Source organism: Martinezella tropici (assembly GCF_003287875.1).
GTDB lineage: Bacteria > Pseudomonadota > Alphaproteobacteria > Rhizobiales > Rhizobiaceae > Rhizobium > Rhizobium tropici_C.
Genome location: NZ_QMKK01000027.1, coordinates 59,524 through 79,639, shown reverse-complemented (window position 1 = coordinate 79,639; position 20,116 = coordinate 59,524). Strand labels below are relative to the sequence as shown.

At 60.7% G+C, this 20,116-nt stretch carries 17 protein-coding genes and 1 pseudogene; 10 read left to right on the top strand and 8 right to left on the bottom strand.

The genetic code is table 11. The annotated features are described in order from the left end of the window. Positions 1–16 precede the first annotated feature (16 nt). Positions 17–2,203 carry a mechanosensitive ion channel family protein gene (locus DQ393_RS11160; RefSeq protein ID WP_112341845.1) on the bottom strand — a complete coding sequence of 729 codons (2,187 nt, stop codon included), beginning with the start codon at positions 2,201–2,203 and terminating at the stop codon, positions 17–19. A 173-nt stretch (positions 2,204–2,376) separates the two neighbouring features. On the opposite strand from DQ393_RS11160, the gene DQ393_RS11155 reads away from it, so the two are divergent. Further along, positions 2,377–3,336, top strand: coding sequence for a hypothetical protein (locus DQ393_RS11155; RefSeq protein WP_112341844.1), 960 nt, complete (start codon positions 2,377–2,379; stop codon positions 3,334–3,336). A gap of 29 nt (positions 3,337–3,365) precedes the next feature. On the opposite strand, the gene pncB is transcribed toward DQ393_RS11155, so the two are convergent. The 7 genes from pncB to DQ393_RS11120 all read right to left on the bottom strand — a co-directional run bounded on the left by pncB (position 3,366) and on the right by DQ393_RS11120 (position 12,470). After that, positions 3,366–4,670, bottom strand: coding sequence for a nicotinate phosphoribosyltransferase (gene pncB / locus DQ393_RS11150; protein ID WP_112341843.1), 1,305 nt, complete (start codon positions 4,668–4,670; stop codon positions 3,366–3,368). 195 nt (positions 4,671–4,865) lie between these two features. Next, entirely contained in the window at positions 4,866–5,825 is a 960-nt protein-coding gene (locus tag DQ393_RS11145) for a 2-hydroxyacid dehydrogenase (protein ID WP_112341842.1), read from the bottom strand. 11 nt (positions 5,826–5,836) lie between these two features. Next, positions 5,837–7,474 carry an ABC transporter ATP-binding protein gene (locus DQ393_RS11140; protein ID WP_112341841.1) on the bottom strand — a complete coding sequence of 546 codons (1,638 nt, stop codon included), beginning with the start codon at positions 7,472–7,474 and terminating at the stop codon, positions 5,837–5,839. Continuing rightward, on the bottom strand, positions 7,471–8,625 hold the full coding sequence (locus tag DQ393_RS11135; protein WP_112341840.1) for an ABC transporter permease: 1,155 nt from the start codon (positions 8,623–8,625) through the stop codon (positions 7,471–7,473). The genes DQ393_RS11140 and DQ393_RS11135 overlap by 4 nt, the downstream gene beginning before the upstream one ends. Beyond that, positions 8,625–9,716, bottom strand: coding sequence for a microcin C ABC transporter permease YejB (locus DQ393_RS11130; protein ID WP_112341839.1), 1,092 nt, complete (start codon positions 9,714–9,716; stop codon positions 8,625–8,627). The genes DQ393_RS11135 and DQ393_RS11130 overlap by 1 nt, the downstream gene beginning before the upstream one ends. Positions 9,717–9,887: 171 nt before the next feature. Continuing rightward, a complete protein-coding gene (locus DQ393_RS11125; RefSeq protein WP_112341838.1) occupies positions 9,888–11,726 on the bottom strand; it encodes an extracellular solute-binding protein in 1,839 nt (612 codons plus the stop codon). A 108-nt stretch (positions 11,727–11,834) separates the two neighbouring features. Then, positions 11,835–12,470, bottom strand: coding sequence for a TetR/AcrR family transcriptional regulator (locus DQ393_RS11120; RefSeq protein ID WP_112341837.1), 636 nt, complete (start codon positions 12,468–12,470; stop codon positions 11,835–11,837). 36 nt (positions 12,471–12,506) lie between these two features. Between DQ393_RS11120 and DQ393_RS11115 the strand changes: the two genes are divergently transcribed. The 9 genes and pseudogenes from DQ393_RS11115 to DQ393_RS11075 all read left to right on the top strand — a co-directional run bounded on the left by DQ393_RS11115 (position 12,507) and on the right by DQ393_RS11075 (position 20,110). Then, positions 12,507–13,076, top strand: a complete 570-nt coding sequence (locus DQ393_RS11115) for an isochorismatase family protein (protein WP_112341836.1) — start codon at positions 12,507–12,509, stop codon at positions 13,074–13,076. Positions 13,077–13,233: 157 nt separating this feature from the next. Further along, a complete protein-coding gene (gene mepA / locus DQ393_RS11110) occupies positions 13,234–14,292 on the top strand; it encodes a penicillin-insensitive murein endopeptidase (protein ID WP_112341835.1) in 1,059 nt (352 codons plus the stop codon). 99 nt (positions 14,293–14,391) lie between these two features. Then, complete coding sequence (locus DQ393_RS11105; RefSeq protein WP_112341834.1) at positions 14,392–14,772, top strand: methylglyoxal synthase; 381 nt, start codon at positions 14,392–14,394, stop codon at positions 14,770–14,772. Positions 14,773–14,805: 33 nt separating this feature from the next. Beyond that, positions 14,806–15,828, top strand: a complete 1,023-nt coding sequence (locus tag DQ393_RS11100) for a glucokinase (protein WP_112341897.1) — start codon at positions 14,806–14,808, stop codon at positions 15,826–15,828. Between the two features lie 264 nt (positions 15,829–16,092). Further along, positions 16,093–17,832, top strand: coding sequence for an ABC transporter ATP-binding protein (locus DQ393_RS11095; RefSeq protein ID WP_432421999.1), 1,740 nt, complete (start codon positions 16,093–16,095; stop codon positions 17,830–17,832). A 14-nt stretch (positions 17,833–17,846) separates the two neighbouring features. Further along, a complete protein-coding gene (gene dapB, locus DQ393_RS11090) occupies positions 17,847–18,671 on the top strand; it encodes a 4-hydroxy-tetrahydrodipicolinate reductase (RefSeq protein WP_112341832.1) in 825 nt (274 codons plus the stop codon). A 121-nt stretch (positions 18,672–18,792) separates the two neighbouring features. Next, entirely contained in the window at positions 18,793–19,428 is a 636-nt protein-coding gene (locus DQ393_RS11085; protein ID WP_112341831.1) for a 2,3-bisphosphoglycerate-dependent phosphoglycerate mutase, read from the top strand. 99 nt (positions 19,429–19,527) lie between these two features. Further along, entirely contained in the window at positions 19,528–19,818 is a 291-nt protein-coding gene (locus DQ393_RS11080) for a CopG family ribbon-helix-helix protein (protein WP_112341830.1), read from the top strand. Then, positions 19,815–20,110: pseudogene (locus DQ393_RS11075) on the top strand (type II toxin-antitoxin system RelE/ParE family toxin). Before DQ393_RS11080 ends, DQ393_RS11075 begins: the two are co-directional and overlap by 4 nt. Positions 20,111–20,116 lie beyond the last annotated feature (6 nt).

Below are 20,116 nucleotides of genomic sequence, written 5' to 3'. Positions count from 1 at the left end.
TTTTGCTGGAATTGCTCTAGCTCGCCTGCTGTGCGCCATCCACGTTTGCAGCCCGCATCTCGATGAGCTGCCGGGCAGCGGCGGCAGCGGCATCCTTGTCACTCGCCACCTGTACGGTGGGGAAGGCGAACTGGATGCCGTTCTCGTCGAAGGACTGCTTGATCAAGGCCAGCGCACTGCGGCGGATGACAGAGAGCTCGTCGGGCTTGGCGGTGATTGCCAGCCTGATCTCGATCGCAAAATCGCCGAACTGCTCGACACCCTTCATCTTCAGCGTCTGGATGATGCTCGGTTTCAGCTCCTCGTCTTCAAGCAGGCGCTGGCCGATATCCTTGACGATGCGCTTCAGCTTCACGAGGTCAGTATCGTAGGTGACCTTGACGATGATCTTGTCGATCGCCCAGTCGCGGTTCATGTTGTTGACTGCGCCGAGGGAGCCGAAGGGTATCGTCGCCAGCGGGCCGCGCTGGTGTCGCAGCTTCACTGAGCGCAGGCTGAAGGATTCCACCACGCCTTTATGGCTGCCGCTTTCGATATATTCGCCGATGCGGAACGCATCGTCCCAGAGATAGAAGATGCCGCTGATGACATCCTTGACGATCGTCTGCGCACCGAAGCCGACGGCGACGCCGACAACGCCGGCACCGGCGATCAAGGGCCCGATCTGAACGCCGAGGCCGGACAGCACCATCATCACGGCGATGATGCCGATGATGACGGCCAGGATATTGCGGAAGATCGGCAGCAGCGTCTGCAGCCGGGCGCGGCTCGCTCTCATCTCCTCGGAATCGCTGACGGCTGGCAAGGATTGCATCAGCTTGGCGTCGATATAGGTTTTCGCCAGCTGCCAGACGAGATCGGCGACCAGAAGGATGACGATGCCGCCGAGAATGCCGCGCGCGATACGGCCAATATTCGATTCACTGCCGCTCATCATCGCGTGCGCTTCGACCCCCAGCATCCGGCCGAGCCAGAGGGCTGCGAATGTAATGATCAGCGCGCGGACGCCGCGATCGAGAAGGACGGTCGCCAATTTTCCGGCACCGAAGATCCCCTCGGCCGCCTCATGCAGCGCCTCGACCGCGCGGGTGGACACCGACAGGACACGCGGCAGCAATATCGCATAGATGCCCACCCAAAGCAGGCCGTTGAAGCCCGCCACCCACAGGCCCCAAAGCGCTGCGAAGTAGATCATCAGCAGCCAGGAGACTGCCCGCCTTCCACGCTTTCCCGGCACGGCGGGCCTCGACCACACAGCTTCCACGGCGATCACAAACAGGCCAATGCCGAGCGCGTAGCCGATCAGGTCTCGCGCGCCGGCGGAAAAGCCGAGCGACGCGACAGCCTGTATGACGGCCCACCCGCAAGCAAAATAGATAGTGAACAGCGTGCATCGCCGATACCAGTATTTTGCGACAAGCCGCCGTTCCGCAATGCGGGCAGCACCACCATCCTCGTCCAGAACGTCATCCGTCCGGCGCATGGAGATCAGTTCCGTCAAAAGCCTGCCGATGGAAATCGCCAATCGGATGGACACGATCGCGATGACGCAGGCAATGGCGAAATTTTCGATGGCCGGCGGCCAGTCGAAAGCGAGAAGCGGAACGAGCGTCACCAGACCGTGAATGATGGCGGGCACGACGCCGCCCAGGAACTGGAATCGTGCCGCCTGCAGCTCGGTCTCGACGCCGGCTGCCCGTTCGGTGCGCTGCATATGCTTGGTATTGATGAAGCGCGCGGCCGCGAGCTCGGCCACGAGCCCGAGGAAGAAAAGGATCACGATCTGGATGGTGATGCGCAGCAGACCGACCGCCTTGCCCTCGCCCTCGAGCTTTTCCGATGCCGTCATGACTTCGGAGGGCAGCGTCATCGCCGCGCCTGATACGACTTCCAGGTGGCGGCGCGTATGACCAAGCAGACCGGACAAAACCGACATCTGGTCACTTCCCGGCGCTTCCGGATCGCCGGCAGTGGAGGTTGGAATGGAGCTGGGCTGAGGCTGATTGTTGAGCTGCGCGGCAAGCCATTGCTTGACGTCGGGCTCATTCATCAACTGAATCAGTTCACGGACCTTGTCGGGCGGCGGTGCCGCCGGCTGGGGTGCGGCTGCATTCTGCGCAAGCGATGTGACAGGCGCGGCCAAAGCAAGAAGACATAATAGCAGGGTCCCGATCCACAGCCTGCCACCCCCGAAGTTTCTCATATGCGCTGCCCTTCCTGCAATCGGACCATCCGGTCCGTTCCCGCAGACTATACGCGTTTTTTGTCCGGGCAAGCAGGCGCTTAACGGGACAAATCCATCGCCCGCCTGGCATTGCCCCGGAGCGGTGGCCGCGCTAGGTTCTGACACATGCCGGTCGGTATTCGGGGACGCGCGTGTTCAATTTCCTGAAAAGGCTCTTCGGTAAGGACAGTCGGTCCGACACGCGCGGCGCGCCGAGACTGCCCGAACCCGAAGCCACGACGGCCGTCAAGACGCTCGATCTGAACATTCCGGATGACGCCTTGCGGGACGAGACCACCTTTGCGGTCTATCTGCAGGAGCGCCTGCCATTCTTCGGCGACCTGATCCGCGTCGATTACGATCCCGCCGCCGGAAGCCTGACGCTGCATAGCCGCACCGGCGATCGGATGACGAAATTCCTCAGCAATGCCCTGCTGGCATTGCGCGAAAAGAAAGGGCCGGCGCGCGCCCAAGCGCTGCTCAACTATCTCAACATGACAGAAGCCACGGAGGACAATAGCGAGCTCTCCAAGGTCCTGCCGGTGCTGAAAACGCGCGATTTCGTCGAGGTTGCCCGCCAGCAGATGATGCAGGCTGTCAGGGATGAACCCAGCCCGCCGCAATTCGTCTATCTCGACGAAGCGGAAAACCTGATCAAGCTTTTCGTCGTCAACGGCGAGACGACCGTCAGCTACGTCATGTCCACCGCGCTGAACGATTGGGGCATCGACGCCCGGGAGCTTGCCGAGACGGCGCAGGCCAACCTGCAAAAATTCCTCGCCAAGACCGGCGTTCAGATCGCCAAACGCAGCCGGTTCCAATATGTCGAGGTGGACGGCCAGTTCGAATCCAGCATCGCCTTCCTGCCGAATTTCTGGGCGCAGGTGCAGGAGCAATCCGGTGGCGCCGCGCCGATCGCCGCCTTCCTGTCGCGCGACAAGGTGTTCTTCACGCATGAAAACGATACCCAGGGCCTGCAGCTGCTGGAGCTGATCAGCGCCGATCTCAGCGACGTGCCCTACGTCATTTCGCCGGATCAATATCGCTGGGAAAACGGTCGCTGGACGCTATTTCGCCGCGTCGCGCGGATGGAAGCGGCGATCCGTCATTAAGCCCCATGCGGGGCTTGTCTATAGCAGCATCAGACAAGTACGTCCTGATCGATGCGATCTTCCGCGCCGAAGAATTTCAGATAGCGCTCGACCTCTGCCGGCTCGCCGGTTGCCTTTTGCGGATTGTCCGAAAGCTTGACGGCCGGGCGGCCATTTGCCTCGATCACCTTGCAGACGATCGAAATCGGGCTGAGCCCCTTGAGTTCGGTGGGCGCGCAGCCGGCGAAATCATTGGTCAGATTGGTGCCCCAGCCGAAGCTCATGCGGACGCGACCGTCGAAATGCTTGTAGGTGTCGATAATGGCATCGACATCGAGGCCGTCAGAGAAGATCAGCAGCTTCTGGCGCGGATCGCGGCCCATCTTCTTCCACCAGTCGATGATCTTCTCGCCGCCTTCGATCGGCGGGGCGCTGTCGGGGCGGAAGCCGGTCCAGTCGGCCACCCATTCCGGCGCGTTGCGCAGGAAGGAAGCCGTTCCGAAGGCATCGGGCAGCACGACGAGCAGATTGCCGCCATAGAGGCGGTTCCAGTCGCGCAGCACCTTATAGGGCGCCTTGCCGAGTTCTTCGTCGTTTTTCGCAAGTGCCGCGGCGACCATCGGCAGTTCATGCGCATTGGTGCCGACGGCTTCGAGATCGGAATCCATGGCGAGCAGCACGTTGCTCGTGCCGGTGAAAGCGTGCGGCACGCCTTCCTTCAGTGCCTCGACACACCAGCGCTGCCAGAGGAAGCTGTGGCGGCGGCGGGTGCCGAAATCGGAAATGCGCAGGCCCGGCAGTTCCCTCAGACGCTCCACCTTCTCCCACATCTTGGCCTTGGCGCGGGCGTAGAGCACATCGAGCGTGAAGGGACCGAGTGCCTTCAGCGCCGTGCGCGAACGAAGCTCGTTGATAATGGCGAGTGCGGGGATCTCCCACATCGTCGTTTCCTTCCACGAGCCGTGGAAATCGAGAATATACTGGCCGTCGCGCTTCGAAAGCTCATATTCCGGCAGCTGGAAATTCGACAGCCAGGCGAGGAATTCCGGCTCGAAGATCTGCGCGCGGCCGTAGAAGGTATTACCCGCGAGCCAGATCATCTCCTTCTTGGAGAGGCGGAGCGTGCGGGCGTGATCGAGCTGCTCGCGCAATTCCTTTTCGTCGATCACCTCGGCAAGGCGAACGCTTTTGGTGCGGTTGATGAGCGAGAAGGTGGCGTCGACGTCCGGATAGAGTTTCCAGATCATCTGCAGCATGAGGAGCTTATAGAAATCCGTATCGATCAGGCTGCGGATGATCGGATCAAGCTTCCAGGTGTGGTTATAGACACGGGTGGCGATATCCGTCTTGGTCATGTCGTTCCTGCCCGTCTCCTGCCCTGCGGACGTCATGCTCGCAGCCAACTATCCTGCGGGCATGCGGTTGTCGCGCCTTGTTATCAAAAAATGTGGAGCGAAAGTCCAGTCACTGAAAGAAAATTGATGTCAAGGCAAACGCGCCGCATTCAACCCGCGAAAGCGAAGCGCCGCAACTTCCGCATACTACCGGATTTAGTAACCCCGGCCGCGATCCACCAGATGCTGCAGCGGCTCGCCGCGTTCAAAACGGGCGATCTGCTCCTCGACATGGCGCATCAACGCCTTTTCGTCAGACACGGCGGAATCATGCGGCGTAATGATGACATTTTCCAGGTCCCAGAGCGGATCATCAGCCGAGAGCGGTTCGACGGCAAAAACATCGAGCGAGGCGCCGCCGAGAATGCCGGTGCGAACAGCCGAGGCGATATCGGCCGCAACCTGGCTCTTGCCACGGCCGGCATTGATGAAGACCGGCTTGCCGAGCGGGCCGTTGCGGTGCAGCCTGCAGAAAAGCGAGATGTTGTAAATCCCGGTCGTTTCCGGTGTCAGCGGCAGGAGGCCGACGAGAATATCGGTGCGCGCCAGAAACGTATCGAGCCCGCCGGCATCGAAGGTTTCCATGCCGTCGATCTCTTTCTTGCTGCGGGACCAGCCGATGACATTGAAGCCCATGACTTTCAATTTCGCGGCGGCGTCGCAACCGAGAACGCCGAGTCCCATGACGCCGGTGGTAACATCCGCCGCCTCGGGGCCATGCTGCGGCGCCCAGACATGCTGGCGCTGATTGCGCATATGCCCCTGCACATCGCGCAGATGCATCAGGCACTGCATCACGACCCATTCGCTCATGCGCACCGTCAGGCTGCGATCGACGAAGCGGACGATCGGAATATCGGGCAGGCCGGCAATGGACATCATCGAATCGACGCCGGCGCCGCCCGAGAAGATCACCTTGAGATTGCGGGCACGCTCGAAAAGATCGGCATCCGGTTTCCACACGAGCGCATAATCGACATGGGAGAGATCCAAGTCCTTGTTGGCGGGATCGGCGAGATTGATGCTGCCGCGGTCGGCAAAGGCCGCCTCAAGCGACTTGGCGACGGTCGCCGGGTCGAATTTGAGGTCGACGAGAACGGGGCTTTTGGCCGGCATGATGATGGTCTCTATTGCTGGATGGCGGCGGTCGGCACCGCTTCGATATTGAAGGCGGCGGCAAGCAGCGCCCTGGTGTAGTCCTCTTTCGGCGCCCGGAAAATATCGGTGGATGCGCCCTGCTCGACGACCTTGCCGAAGCGCATGACGATCAGTTCGTTGGCGAGCGCCTTCACCACCTTCAGGTCGTGGCTGATGAAGAGATAGGCAAGATCATGCTTCTTCTGCAGGTCGCGCAGCAAATCCACGACCTGTGCCTGCACGCTCATATCGAGCGCCGAGGTTGGCTCGTCCAGCATGACGAAACGCGGCTTGAGCACCATGGCGCGAGCGATTGCAATGCGCTGGCGCTGGCCGCCGGAAAATTCATGCGGGAAACGCCAGCGGGTGGAAGGGTCGAGGCCTACTTCCTCCAGCGCCCAGCAGACGCGCTTGTCGCGCTCATCGGCCGAAAGCGATCGCTCATGCACCTTCAACCCCTCGGCGATGATCTCGCCGACCGACATGCGCGGGCTCAACGATCCATAAGGATCCTGAAAAACCACCTGCAGCTGGTTGCGCAGCGGCCGCATTTCCCGGAACGAATAGCCGGCTATATCCTTGCCGACGAAGGCGATGCGTCCTTTGGAGGAAATAAGCCGGGCGAGCGCCAGACCGAGCGTCGTCTTGCCCGAGCCAGATTCGCCGACGACGCCGAGCGTCTGGCCGGCCCTGAGCTTCAGATCGATGCCGTCGACCGCCTTCACATGATCGACGACCTTGCGCATGAAGCCCGCCTTGATCGGGAACCACACACGGACATCGCTGCCTTCCATGACGACAGGCTTGTTCGCATCGCTCGCCGGCGGCTCGCCGCGCGGCTCGGCGGCCAGCAGATGGCGGGTATAGTCATGCTGCGGATTGGTGAAAACCTCCTCCACCGTGCCGGTCTCGACGATACGCCCCTTGGTCATCACGCAGACACGGTCGGCGAACTTGCGGACGATGCCGAGATCGTGGGTGATGAACAGCATCGACATGCCGTGCGTGCCCTTGAGGTCGCGCAGCAGTTCGAGGATCTGCGCCTGCACGGTCACGTCGAGCGCCGTCGTCGGCTCGTCGGCGATCAGCAGTTCGGGACGATTGGCAAGCGCCATGGCGATCATCACGCGCTGACGCTGACCACCCGATAGTTCATGCGGATAGGCCTTTAGGCGCTTTTCCGGTTCGCGGATGCCGACCTGGTTCAAAAGCTCCAGCGTGCGGTTGCGGGCAGCCTCGCCGGTCATGCCCTGATGTAAGGCCAGGATCTCGCTGATCTGCTTTTCGATCGAGTGGAGCGGATTGAGCGAGGTCATCGGCTCCTGGAAGATCATCGTGATGTCGTTGCCGCGCACGGCGCGCAGCTCGTTGTCGGATGCCTTCAGCAGGTCCTTGCCCTTGAACAGGATTTCGCCGGAAGGGTGGCTTGCGGCCGGATAGGGCAAGAGCTTCAGGATCGAATTGGCCGAAACCGACTTGCCGGAGCCGGATTCGCCGACCAGCGCCAAGACTTCGCCCTTGGCGATATCGAAGGAAACGCCATCGACCGCGGTCGATGTCTGCCCGCCCTGATGAAAGGCGACAGAGAGATTGCGGACTGACAGCAACGGAGTGTAGTTTTCGCTCATCGGAACGTTTTCCTCGGATCGAAGGCGTCGCGCACGGCCTCGCCGATGAAAATCAGCAGCGACAGCATGATCGACATGGTGAAGAAGGCCGAGAGCCCCAGCCAGGGAGCCTGCAGATTGGATTTGCCCTGAGCGATCATCTCACCGAGCGACGGCGAGCCCGGCGGCATGCCGAAACCTAAGAAATCCAGCGAGGTCAGGGTGGTGATCGAGCCCGACAGGATGAAGGGAACGAAGGTCAGCGTCGCGACCATCGCGTTCGGCAGCAGGTGGCGATACATGATGGTGCGGTTGTTGACGCCGAGCGCGCGGGCGGCGCGCACATATTCGAAATTGCGCGCTCTGAGGAATTCGGCGCGCACGACGCCGACGAGCCCCACCCAGGAAAACAAGAGCAAAATCCCGAGCAGGATGAAGAAGCCCGGCGGCAGCACCGAAGCGATGATCAGCAGGATATAGAGCACCGGCATGGACGACCAGATTTCGATGAAACGCTGCATCAGAAGATCGGTCCAGCCGCCGAAATAGCCCTGTATCGCGCCGGCGCAGACGCCGACGACGGCCGAGCAGATGGTGAGGGCGAGTCCAAACAGCACCGAGATGCGGAAGCCGTAGATCAGGCGGGCGAGCACATCACGCGCCTGGTCATCGGTGCCGAGCCAGTTGAAATTGCTCCAGTTGCAGTTCGGGTCGGCAACACCGCCGGGATAGCCCGAACAGCGCGTCTCCTTGCTCATCGCCCAGAATGGCGGCGTCGGCGCCGACAATCCCTTCGGCAGGTTGGAATTGGCGGTCTGATAGGAATAGTGGATCGGTGGCCAGATCATCCAGCCATTGGCATTGATCTCGTCCTGGATATCCTGGGCGCGGTAATCCGTCTGCGCCAGGAAGCCGCCGAATTTTTCTTCCGGATAATCGACAAAGACCGGCGTCAGGATCTCGCCCTTGTAGGAGACGAGGATCGGCCGGTCATTCGTGATGAACTCGGCTCCAAGGCTGAGGACGAACAGAACGAGGAAGATCCAGAGCGACCAGTAGCCGCGGCGGTTGGCCTTGAAATTCTCCCAGCGGCGCAGGTTGGTCGGCGAGAACAGTCCCTTACGTGGCGGCTTCACCGTAGTCGATAACGTCTGCTGATTGGTCGCGTCCATCACACCTCCCTCCGCTCGAAGTCGATGCGCGGATCGATCCAGGTGTAGATCAGGTCGGAGATAAGGCTGACGACGAGGCCAAGCAGCGAAAAGATGAAGAGCGTGGCAAACACCACCGGATAGTCGCGCTGGACAACGGAGAGATAGCTCAGGCGCCCCAAGCCATCGAGCGAGAAGATATTCTCGATCAAAAGCGAGCCGGTGAAGAAGGCGGAGATGAAAGCGCCGGGGAAGCCGGCAATGACGATGAGCATGGCGTTGCGGAAGACATGGCCATAGAGCACGCGCCGCTCGGAAAGACCCTTGGCGCGGGCGGTGATGACATATTGCTTCTTAATCTCTTCAATGAAGGAATTCTTGGTGAGCAGCGTCGTGGTGGCAAAGGCGGCGAGCGAGAGCGAAATCAGCGGCAGCACCAGATGCCAGAGATAGTCGAGGATCTTCTGCCACCAGCTGAGGTCGGCGAAATTATCCGAAACGAGGCCGCGCAGGGGGAACCAGTCGAAGAAGGATCCGCCGGCAAACAGCACGATCAGCATGATGCCGAACAGGAAGCTCGGGACCGCATAGCCGATGATGATGATGCCCGACGTCCAGACATCGAAGGTCGAGCCGTCCTGCACCGCCTTGCGAATGCCGAGCGGGATGGAGATGGCGTAGGAGAAGATCAGGATCCAGATGCCGAGCGAGATCGATACCGGCAGCTTCTGGCCGATAAGATCGATGACCGTGGTGTTGCGGAAGAAGCTCTCGCCGAAGTCGAAGCGGATATAATTCCACATCATCTGGCCGAAGCGCTCGAGCGGCGGCTTGTCGAAGCCGAACTGCTTGTCGAGCTTGGCGATCAGTTCCGGATCAAGACCCTGCGCGCCGCGATATTTCGAGTTGCTGTCATCTAGGGATTGCTGAGCCAGCATATCGGTGCCGCCGGACAGGCGGCCGGTGGCATTGTCGCCCTGCCCGGTCAGCTGCGCGATGACCTGTTCGACCGGACCGCCGGGCGCAAACTGCACGATGGTGAAGGAAATGGCCATGATGCCGACGATGGTCGGGATCATCAGCAGGAGGCGTCGCAGGATATAGGCGCCCATCAGCCCGCCGCTCCCTCAAAGAGGGGTATGCTCCGCCTTGCCTCAATCCAACTGTCGATCAAATCACATTCCCTTCCGCCGGATCGAGACCGGCGCAGTCATATCAGCTTGAAACTATCCGAATCAGCCCTGAGCATTTGGAGCCAGCGGGCCCCTTATGGCAAGAGAAGCTCACTTTCCGACGCCTTTCGACCACCAGACTTCGGGGAAGCCGATCGAATAATAGGGCAATTCGGGCAGATGCTCGAACTTGTCCCAGTAAGCGATTCGTGTCGTCGTCCCGTAGAAGGTCGGCAGGACATAATGATGGGCAAGCAGTACACGATCGAGCGCTTTGACCGTCGCTTCCTTTTCCGCCACGTCCTTTGCGAAGATCACCTTCTGAATAAGCGCGTCGACGCCCGGATCGGAAATACCCGCATAGTTGCGGGATCCCTGGCGGCCGGCGGCGGCCGAACCCCAGAAATCAAGCTGCTCGTTGCCGGGATTCAACGTCTCCGCCCAGACGACCCAGATCATATCGTAATCGAAGCTGCGAACGCGGTTGACGTACTGCGAGGGATCGACAGTCCTGATGCTGGCATCGATGCCGATGCGCTTCAGATTCTGAATATACGGCAGCACCGACCTTTCCAGTGAAGGATTGTTCAAGAGGAGCTCCAGCGAAAACGGCTGACCGGTCTGCGCGTTCACCATCTTATTGCCCTTGAGGACCCAGCCGGCCTCCTTGAACAGGGCAATCGCCTTACGGAAATTATCGCGCGCCTTCTGCGGATCGCCGGCGACCGGATTGGCATAAGGCGTGGTAAAGACCTCGGCAGGTACCTTGTCCTTGACACTATTCAGGACATTGAGCTCCTCCCCTTGCGGCAGGCCAGAGGAAGCGAATTTCGTACCGAAAAAGAAGCTGTCGACGCGCGTCAACTTGCCAAAGGAAAGGGTCCGATTCAGTTCCTCGAAATCGTAAGCGTAGTTCAGCGCCTCGCGCACACGTTCGTCCTTGAACTGTTCGCGGCGCATATTGGGAACGAGCGCCTGCATGACGCCGACCGAGCGCAGTGTGTTGGGCAATTCCTCACGCTTGATGCGCCCATCCTTGGCGGCCGGAAAATCGTATCCGGTCACCCAATGGCTTGTCGAATTGTCCTGCCAGTAATCGATGACGCCGCTGCGAAACGCCTCGAAGGCGACGTCATAATCGGAAAAATAGACATAGTTTATCGCGCCGAAATTGTTCTCGCCGATATTGACCGGCAGGTTTTTGCCCCAGTAATCATCACGCAGTTCATAGCGGATCGAGGACCCCGGTTGCATTGATGCGATCTTGTAGGGACCTGATCCCATGACCGGCTCAAGTGTGGTGCGCGAGATATCGCGGGGCTTGCCATCAGGGCCATTTGCTTCCCACCAATGTTTTGGCAGGATCGTAAGCTGACCCAGGATCGAGGGCAGCTCGCGGTTACCTTTCTCATCGAAGTGGAAGGTAACGTCGCGCTCGCCTGTCTTTTCGGCGCTCACGACATGGGTGTAATATCCTGTCACCAATAGATTGAGTTCTTTGGTTTTCTCGAAGCTGAAGATGACATCCTCGGGCGTCACCGGTGTTCCATCGGCCCACTTTGCCTCGGCACGCAGCCGGAAGGTGGCGCTCGAGACGTCATCGGGATAGGAAACGCCCTCGGCAAGCAGGCCGTAGGAGGAATTGGCCTCATCATCGGCCTTCTTCAGCAGCGTATCGTAGATCAGTTCGGTACCATCGACGATATTGCCCTTCGATAGCACCGGATTGAGGGTATCGAACGTGCCGCTGGCAGACAGCTTCACCTCACCGCCCTTCGGCGCATCCGGATTGACATAGTCGAAATGCTTGAAGCCGGGCTGATATTTCAGGTCGCCGAGAATGGCCGTACCGATGCGGAATTGCGGCTCTTCGGCTTGCGAGGATAGAGGCATTGCCAGCAGGCAAAGAAGAGAAACGACCAAGCCTGCTTTCAACCGCGACAATGCCATTCATGATCTCCTGATGTTTTCCGAGAATCAGCATAAGGCAAATGAGGGCAAAAAGCAGGACGCAACAACTCATCTCTTTGCAAAGACGCCGAAGACCATCTCCAAGAATCAGCCCTTTGCCGCAGCTTCTTCAAGACGTTTGCGCAGCATCAGCCGCAATTCGCCGGCGACGCGGCGGTCCTCGGCGGCATCAGGCTCGGCGGCGACGGCAACGACGATGCGCAGCAGTTCGAGTACGATGCCCGACATCAGCGCGATATCGTCCGATATCGGCGGCTGCGCCCGCCGCAGAACGCCGGCGATCAGTTCCTTCAGCTCCGCCCGTGAGCGCGCCTTGCGCTCCTTCGGAATATCGCGGCGACCGGCCAGCACCGAAAACTCCGGATATTCATCCATGAAGGCGCTGAGCGCATCGAAGATCGCCTCGCCGCTATCGGCTGCGGAAAGGCCGGTGCTCCGTTCCGCCATGTCCCGAAGCCCGGCTTTCAATCGCTCCAGGCGTTCGATATGCAGCGCTTCGGCCAGCAAGGGCTTGGTCGGAAAGAACTGATAGAGCGAGCCTATGGAAGAATGCGCCTCGGCCGCAATCTCCGTCATCGTTGCTGCGTCGTAGCCCTTACGCGCGAAAACCTTTGCGGCCGCCTCCAGCAATATGACGACGCGCTCATGGCCGCGCTGCCGCTTCGGCGTTCGTGTCTTCAATGCTTCACTTGATTTTTGTGAGGCTTCCCTCATATTTTTCATTGTGAGGATAGCCTCATATTTCTTTCGGAGCTCCAGATGCCGCTTTACGATCCCAAGACCACCGCTCTTATTTCCATCGACTTGCAGGGCCTCGTTCTTAGCAGACCGCTCGCGCCCCATCCTGCCCAGCAGATCGTCGCCAATACGGTTGCCATCGCAAACAGGCTGAAAGCCGATGGCGGAACGACCGTTTTTGTAACGGTCGGATTTTCCGCAGACTATGCCGACGCTGTCAATCAGCCGACTGACGAAAGCTTCACGCTTCCCCCAGGAGGTTTGCCGCCGGCCGCGTTGGAAGCGCCTGCCGAGATGGCGGCGCTGACGCCGGATGTGGCCATCGTCAAGCGTCAATGGAGCGCCTTCTACGGCACGGAACTCGATCTGCAGCTTCGCCGCCGCGGCATCAACACTTTGATCGTGACGGGAGTCGCCACCAATTTCGGCGTGGAAGCGACCGTACGCGACGGCTATGCCGCAAATTATGCCGTGATCGTCGCGGAAGATGCCGTAACGACCCTTTCGCAGGAGATGCAGGATTTCGCCTGCACGAAAGTGCTGCCGCGGCTGTCGCGCATCCGCAAGACGGCGGAAATCCTGGCGAACTGATCGGTCCGAAGCCTTAGTGCAGTCATGAGAAGGCGGTCGCTTGTCGGCCGCCGGCCATGCCGCGGATTAACTTCCATTGCTTTTCAGGATAATCTCGGGGCAAATCACTTCGGCCCAAATCACTTTGGATAACGCCGACCGCCGCTCAAGGATATGCATGATTTCACTTCTGGCTCGCTCCCTTCCAACAATCGGCAAAGTCTCTTTCGCGACAATGATTGGAATGGGTCTTATCGCCGGCGATGCGCTGGCGCAGCAGGCACCCCCCTCGCCCGGCAGCGCCAAGGCCGTCTTCGGAGCTGTGACACTGCCGACGCAGGGACCGCCGCAATCGATCGGTTTCTATGCCAAGGGCTGCCTTGCCGGCGCGGTCGCGCTGCCCGCGGACGGTCCGACCTGGCAGGCGATGCGCCTGTCGCGCAATCGCCGCTGGGGCCGGCCTGAAATGATCGGTCTGCTCGAGCGGCTGTCGCGCGATGCGGCCAGGAATGACGGCTGGCCGGGCCTGCTCGTCGGCGATATCTCGCAGCCGCGCGGCGGCCCGATGGCAAACGGCCATGCCTCGCATCAGATCGGCCTCGATGCCGACGTCTGGCTGACGCCGATGCCACGGCACAAGATGACGGCGGAAGAGCGCGAAACCCTGCCCTTCACCACGATGCTCGCCAAGGACAAGTTCCTGACGATCAACGACAAGGTCTGGACGCAGGCGCATGCCCGCCTGCTCATGCGGGCGGCGAGCTATCCCGAAGTCGAGCGCATCTTCGTCAACCCGGCGATCAAGAAGAAGATGTGCGAGACCTGGACGGGCGATCGCACTAATCTCAGCAAGCTGCGGCCGGAATACGGGCATGACTCGCATTTCCATATCCGCCTCCGTTGCCCAGCCGGCTCCGTCGGCTGCACAGGGCAGGCGCCGGTCGCCGCGGGCGACGGCTGCGACAAGCCGCTCGCCTGGTGGTTCGGTCCCGAGCCGTGGGCGAAGCCGAAGCCGAGCACGAAACCTCCGGTCAAGCCGCGCGAGGTCATGGTTTCCGATCTGCCCAAAGCCTGCCAGGCCATAGTGGCGGCACCATCGGTCGCATCGGCTCGCGCCGCAACCTTTGGCGCCAAAGCTGCCGATGCAGCGGCGGAAACGAACGCGTTACCTGTCTCTGGGCCTGCCTCCGGATCTGTTTCCGGCGACACGCCGCCCGGCCAAATCCCGCAGCAATGAGGCCGGAAACCTCCTTGCCGGTTCAGCCTTTTAAAACAGGCCTCCTTGGTATAGAAGGCGGATAAATCGATTGAAAGCACTGGGTGGAGCAAGGATTTCATGGCCGGCAGCAAATGCATCGCCCTGATCGCGCATGATCAGAAAAAAGATGCGATGGCGGAGTTCGCACGGCGCAACCAGGCAGCTCTTGCCGATTGGAAAATCGTTGCGACCGGCACGACGGGCGGCCGAGTGCTTGATGCCTGCCCCGACCTCAAGGTCACCCGCCTGAAAAGCGGGCCGCTTGGCGGCGATCAGCAGATCGGCGCTCTCATCGCCACCGGCGAGATCGACATGCTCATCTTCTTCATCGATCCCCTCACGCCCCTGCCGCACGACGTCGATGTGAAGGCATTGACGCGGCTTGCCGTTCTCTACGACATTCCGATGGCACTCAACGAATCCACCGCCGAGCGGCTGATCAAAACACTGAACCATTAATCCGCCTTGCCGGCGGCAGACACGGACCTGTCCATGCCCGAGCTCAATCACAGCGATGCCCCCCCGCCGTTTCCCATTCTGATCGGCGATATTGGTGGGACCAATGCGCGTTTCTCGATCCTTGTCGATGCAGGCTCCGAGCCGGAGCATTTTCCGGTCGTGCAGACGGCGAATTTCGAGACGATCGACGATGCGATCAAGCTGATCCTCGAAAAGACGAAGACACGGCCCCGCGCCGCAATCCTCGCCATGGCCGGCCCTGTCCAAGGCGATGAAATTCCGCTCACAAATTGCGACTGGGTGATCCGTCCGAAGACGATGATCGCCAATCTCGGCATCGAGGACGTGCTCGTCATCAACGATTTCGAGGCGCAGGCGCTGGCGATCGCCGAGATTTCCGACGAGCATCGCCAGACCATCGGTGAAGCATCCGGAACCAAGACCGCATCGCGTGTCGTACTCGGACCGGGCACCGGGCTTGGCGTGGGCGCCCTGGTCCATACCCAGCATCAATGGGTGCCTGTGCCGGGCGAAGGCGGCCATATCGATCTCGGGCCGCGCACGGAACGCGACCTGCAGATCTGGCCGCATCTGGAGCCCATCGAAGGCCGCATCTCGGCCGAGCAGGTGATCTGCGGCCGCGGCCTGCAGAACCTTTATCATGCCATCTGCGCAGCTGACGGCATCGCGCCGAGCCTGAAGGAACCGGCCGACATCACCAACCACGCCCTTGCCGGCACCAATGCGCAGGCGGAGGAGACGCTGACGCTGTTCGTCACCTATCTCGGACGCGTCGCCGGCGATATCGCCATGGTCTTCATGGCGCGCGGCGGCGTCTATCTCTCCGGCGGCATTCCGCAAAAGATCCTGCCGGCGCTGCAGAAGCCGGAGTTCCGCGCCGCCTTCGAGGACAAGGCGCCACACACGGAAATGATGAAGACGATTCCGACCCATGTGGTCATCAATCCGCTGGCGGCGCTTTCGGGCCTTGCGACCTACGCCCGCAAGCCCAAGAGCTTCGGCCTCGCCACGGAGGGCCGTCGCTGGCGGCGTTAACCGGATTGCCAGGTAGAGCATGGCGCGCTGAAACCCTGTGTGCCATGCCTTTTTGAAGGCGCCGGCTTTCTCTATAATGGGCCCGGCTCCGTGATCGGCCTTAACCAGCCCGGCAGACCATGTCTAGCCAAAGCCGTGCTAACTCTTTAATAGAGCCGCGGAAGCACGTGCCAAATGCGGCTCGCTTGGTTCAAGACAGGAAGCCGATTATTGAAATTGCCTGACCCGAAAAGCAAAAGCGTCGACAGCGAAGCCATTACCGGCATGCTGAAGCGTATTATCGCCGAGAACGGCCGCGATCACATTCGCGGCTACGCCATCGCGATTACCTGTCTTACCCTCGTTGCGCTTTCGACCGCTTACATCGGTTACATCGTCAAATCGGTCATCGACAGCGCCTTTATCGCCCGCGATATCGTCGATGCCTGGAAAATCTGCTTCAGCATCTTCCTCGTTTTCGTGGTGCGCGGTTTTGCGGGATATTTTCAGTCGGTCATCCTGTCGAAGATCGGCAACAACATCATCGCCCGCTATCAGCGCCGCCTTTATTCGCATCTGATGACGCTGTCGGTCGGCTTCTTCAGCGAAGCTCGCTCCGCGCAGCTCGCTGCCCGCATCAGCCAGAACGTCTCGGGCATCCGTGATGTCATGAACCTGACGATCACGTCGACGGCGCGCGACCTTCTGACCTTCGTCGCCCTGCTCTGCGTCATGGTCTTCCAGGATCCGGTGCTTAGCATTGCGTTCGTCGTCATCGCGCCGCCGCTCTTCTTCGCGCTGCGCTATATTTCCAAGCGCCTGCGCGCGGCCACACGCGATGCGGTGGTCCTGAACAGCCATGTGCTCGGTGCGATGCAGGAGACCATTCAAGGCGTTTCCATCGTCAAGGCCTTCACGATGGAAGAAGAGCTCGAGCGCAAGATCAACAAGCTGATCACCGCCGCCGAGCACCGGCAGAACCGCATCGCCCGTCTTTCGGAGCGCAACGGACCGCTGATCGAAACGGTCGCCGGCTTCGCGATCGCCAGTCTTTTCGCCTATGCCGCCTACCGGTCGATCTACGACAATGTTTCGCCGGGCGTATTCTTCTCCTTCGCCACTTCGCTGCTGCTCGCCTATGATCCGGCCCGCCGCCTCGCCAAGCTGCAGGTGCAGCTGGAGCGCGCGGTCGTCAATGCGCGGATGATCTACGAGCTGCTCGACATGGAGCCGCGCCAGCGCGACCTGCCGGATGCCAAGCCGCTCAGCGTGACCGAGGCCCGCATCGAGTTCCGCGACGTTCATTTTGCCTATGGCGACGAATCCGTGCTTTCCGGTGTCAACTTCACGGCCGAGGGCGGACAGACGACGGCGCTGGTCGGCCCTTCCGGCGCCGGCAAGTCCACCGTCATCAACCTCATCCCGCGCTTCTATGATCCGAAGGCCGGCAGCATCTTCATCGACGGGCAGGATATCGCGCATGTAACGAAACAGTCGCTGCGGGAACAGCTCGCCTATGTTTCGCAGCAGCCCTATCTCTTCGAAGGCACGATCCGCGACAATATCCGCTACGGCCGTCCGAACGCAACGGATGCCGAGATCGAGGAAGCAGCGCGCCTTGCCTATGCCCATGATTTCATCGAGGCGCAGCCGATGGGCTATGACACACCGGTCGGCGAAAATGGTGTGACGCTGTCCGGCGGCCAGCGCCAGCGCTTGTCGATCGCCCGCGCGCTGGTGCGCAACGCGCCGATCCTGCTTTTGGATGAGGCGACCTCGGCACTCGACACGGAATCCGAAGCAGCTGTCCAGAAGGCGCTGGAAGAAGCGATGAGCGGCCGTACGGTCGTCGTCATCGCGCACCGCCTGTCGACGGTTGTCCGCGCCGAGAAGATCGTCGTCATGCAGAACGGCCGGGTTGTCGAAGAGGGCAACCATGAGACGCTTGCGACATCAGACAATGGCCTCTACGCTCGGCTCAACAACCTGCAGCTACCGGCGATTTCGAGCAGTTCCCGCAAATAGACGATAGAGACGACATGAGCGACGATGCGATGAAGCTGGTGGTGGTGGGCGCGGCGGGCCGCATGGGACAGGCTCTCATCCGGATCATCCACGCAACCGAGGGCGTAACCCTGCACGCCGCCGTCGCCCGCCCCGGCTCCGCCTTCATCGGCAAGGATGCCGGCGAGATCGCCGGGCTCGGGCCGATCGGCGTTCCCGTCACCGACGATCCGCTTGCCGCCTTCCTGCATGCCGAAGGCGTCATCGATTTCACGACGCCGGCAACCAGCATCACCTTCGCCGGTCTCGCCGCCCAGGCGCGCATCGTGCACATCATCGGCACGACCGGATGTTCGGACGAAGACGAGTCGAAGTTCAAGGCTGCTGCACGGCATGCCCGCATCGTCAAGTCGGGCAATATGGGCCTCGGCATCAACCTTTTGAGTGTGCTTGTCGAGCAGGCGGCGCGGGCGCTGCCTTCGAACGATTGGGATATCGAAGTGCTGGAGATGCATCACCGCCACAAGGTCGATGCGCCCTCAGGCACGGCACTCCTGCTCGGCCAGGCAGCGGCGAAGGGCCGTGGCGTCGATCTCAACGACAATTCCGTTCGCGTGCGCGACGGCCATACCGGCCCGCGCCCGGCAGGCTCGATCGGCTTTGCGACCTTGCGTGGCGGCGGCGTGGTCGGCGATCACTCCGTCATCTTCGCCAGCGAGGGGGAGCGGCTGACGCTGTCGCACAATGCCGGCGACCGCTCGCTGTTTGCGCGCGGGGCGCTGCAGGCAGCACTCTGGGCACGCGACAAGAAACCCGGCTTCTATTCCATGCTCGATGTTCTCGGGCTTTCCACACGTTGATCCGATCCTGGAGCGGATCGGCATGGAACTGCCGATCCGCTCCAGCCTTTTGTTGTCTCGCAATTCCGGACGGAAAACCGCTACACACTTTTCCTGGAATTGCTTCATTAAGGAGAAATTTATGAGCGGCACTCTCGTTCTCGTTCGCCACGGCCAGAGCGACTGGAATCTGAAGAATCTCTTTACCGGCTGGAAGGACCCGGATCTGACCGCGCTTGGCATCGAAGAGGCCAAGACCGGCGGCAAGGCTTTGGCCGACTACGGCATCAAGTACGACATCGCCTTTACCTCCGCGCTGACGCGCGCCCAGCACACGCTGAAGATCATCCTCGATGAAATCGGCCAGCCCGGCCTCGAAACCATCAAGGATCAGGCGCTGAACGAGCGCGACTACGGCGATCTCTCCGGTCTCAACAAGGACGACGCCCGCGCCAAGTGGGGCGAAGAGCAGGTTCACATCTGGCGCCGCTCCTACGACGTTCCGCCGCCCGGCGGCGAAAGCCTGCGCGATACCGGTGCACGCGTCTGGCCCTATTACCTCACAGAAATCCTGCCGCGCGTGCTCGCCGGCCAGAACGTGCTGGTGGCCGCTCACGGCAACTCGCTGCGCTCGCTCGTCATGGTTCTCGACCGCCTGAGCAAGGCGCAGATCCTGGAGCTGAACCTCGCGACCGGCGTACCCATGGTCTACAAGCTCAAGGCCGATTCCACCGTCGCCTCGAAGGAAGTCCTCGGCGACATGTCCGGCGCGCATTGAGCTGTTGAACGGAAACCACCCCTCATATGCCTGAGATGAGGGGTGGGAAATGCCGCAATAAGTGTTACACTGCACTGCGTATGTAACACACGGACTGACATGACCGACGCGACATTTACCTTCCGAGTTGAAGAAGAGTTGAAGGCGGCTTTCAGCGAGGCTGCGAAAGCGCATGATCAAACCGGTGCGCAGTTGCTTCGGGCTTTCATGCGCGATTATGTGCGGCGCCAGCAAGATGCCGCTGAATATGACACATGGTTTCGCCAGCAGGTTCAGGCCGGTCTTGCTTCAGCCAACGCCGGCAATCTCATTCCTGACGACAATATAGATGCTGAATTTGCCGCCTTGCGAGAAGAAACACGCCGCAAACTCAGCGGGCGTTCTTCGTGAAACTTGCGTGGACTCCCGAAGCACGGGCTGATCGACGCGCCATCTATATTTATATCGAGGCTGAGAACGCCTCTGCGGCAATCGCGCTGGACGAACTCTTCGCCAAACGGTCGAAACAACTCATGACCCATCCAATGACGGGCCGACCCGGCCGCGTATCCGGACACGCGAACTCGTCGTGCACAGAAACTATCTGCTGGTTTATGATCTTGCTGATGAAACGGTGCGCATAATCCGCATTCTGCATGCCGCACAGCAATGGCCGCCAAACGATTTTCAGCCGATTCCCTAGTGCGGC

Bases quoted from the DNA above. Each gene is read 5' to 3' on its own strand.
- DQ393_RS11160 (WP_112341845.1), bottom strand. From the start codon at position 2,203: ATGAGAAACTTCGGGGGTGGCAGGCTGTGGATCGGGACCCTGCTATTA.
- pncB (WP_112341843.1), bottom strand. From the start codon at position 4,670: ATGACCAAGACGGATATCGCCACCCGTGTCTATAACCACACCTGGAAG.
- DQ393_RS11145 (WP_112341842.1), bottom strand. From the start codon at position 5,825: ATGCCGGCCAAAAGCCCCGTTCTCGTCGACCTCAAATTCGACCCGGCG.
- DQ393_RS11140 (WP_112341841.1), bottom strand. From the start codon at position 7,474: ATGAGCGAAAACTACACTCCGTTGCTGTCAGTCCGCAATCTCTCTGTC.
- DQ393_RS11135 (WP_112341840.1), bottom strand. From the start codon at position 8,625: ATGGACGCGACCAATCAGCAGACGTTATCGACTACGGTGAAGCCGCCA.
- DQ393_RS11130 (WP_112341839.1), bottom strand. From the start codon at position 9,716: ATGGGCGCCTATATCCTGCGACGCCTCCTGCTGATGATCCCGACCATC.
- DQ393_RS11125 (WP_112341838.1), bottom strand. From the start codon at position 11,726: ATGGCATTGTCGCGGTTGAAAGCAGGCTTGGTCGTTTCTCTTCTTTGC.
- DQ393_RS11120 (WP_112341837.1), bottom strand. From the start codon at position 12,470: ATGAAAAATATGAGGGAAGCCTCACAAAAATCAAGTGAAGCATTGAAG.
- DQ393_RS11115 (WP_112341836.1), top strand. From the start codon at position 12,507: ATGCCGCTTTACGATCCCAAGACCACCGCTCTTATTTCCATCGACTTG.
- mepA (WP_112341835.1), top strand. From the start codon at position 13,234: ATGATTTCACTTCTGGCTCGCTCCCTTCCAACAATCGGCAAAGTCTCT.
- DQ393_RS11105 (WP_112341834.1), top strand. From the start codon at position 14,392: ATGGCCGGCAGCAAATGCATCGCCCTGATCGCGCATGATCAGAAAAAA.
- DQ393_RS11100 (WP_112341897.1), top strand. From the start codon at position 14,806: ATGCCCGAGCTCAATCACAGCGATGCCCCCCCGCCGTTTCCCATTCTG.
- DQ393_RS11095 (WP_432421999.1), top strand. From the start codon at position 16,093: ATGCTGAAGCGTATTATCGCCGAGAACGGCCGCGATCACATTCGCGGC.
- dapB (WP_112341832.1), top strand. From the start codon at position 17,847: ATGAGCGACGATGCGATGAAGCTGGTGGTGGTGGGCGCGGCGGGCCGC.
- DQ393_RS11085 (WP_112341831.1), top strand. From the start codon at position 18,793: ATGAGCGGCACTCTCGTTCTCGTTCGCCACGGCCAGAGCGACTGGAAT.
- DQ393_RS11080 (WP_112341830.1), top strand. From the start codon at position 19,528: ATGACCGACGCGACATTTACCTTCCGAGTTGAAGAAGAGTTGAAGGCG.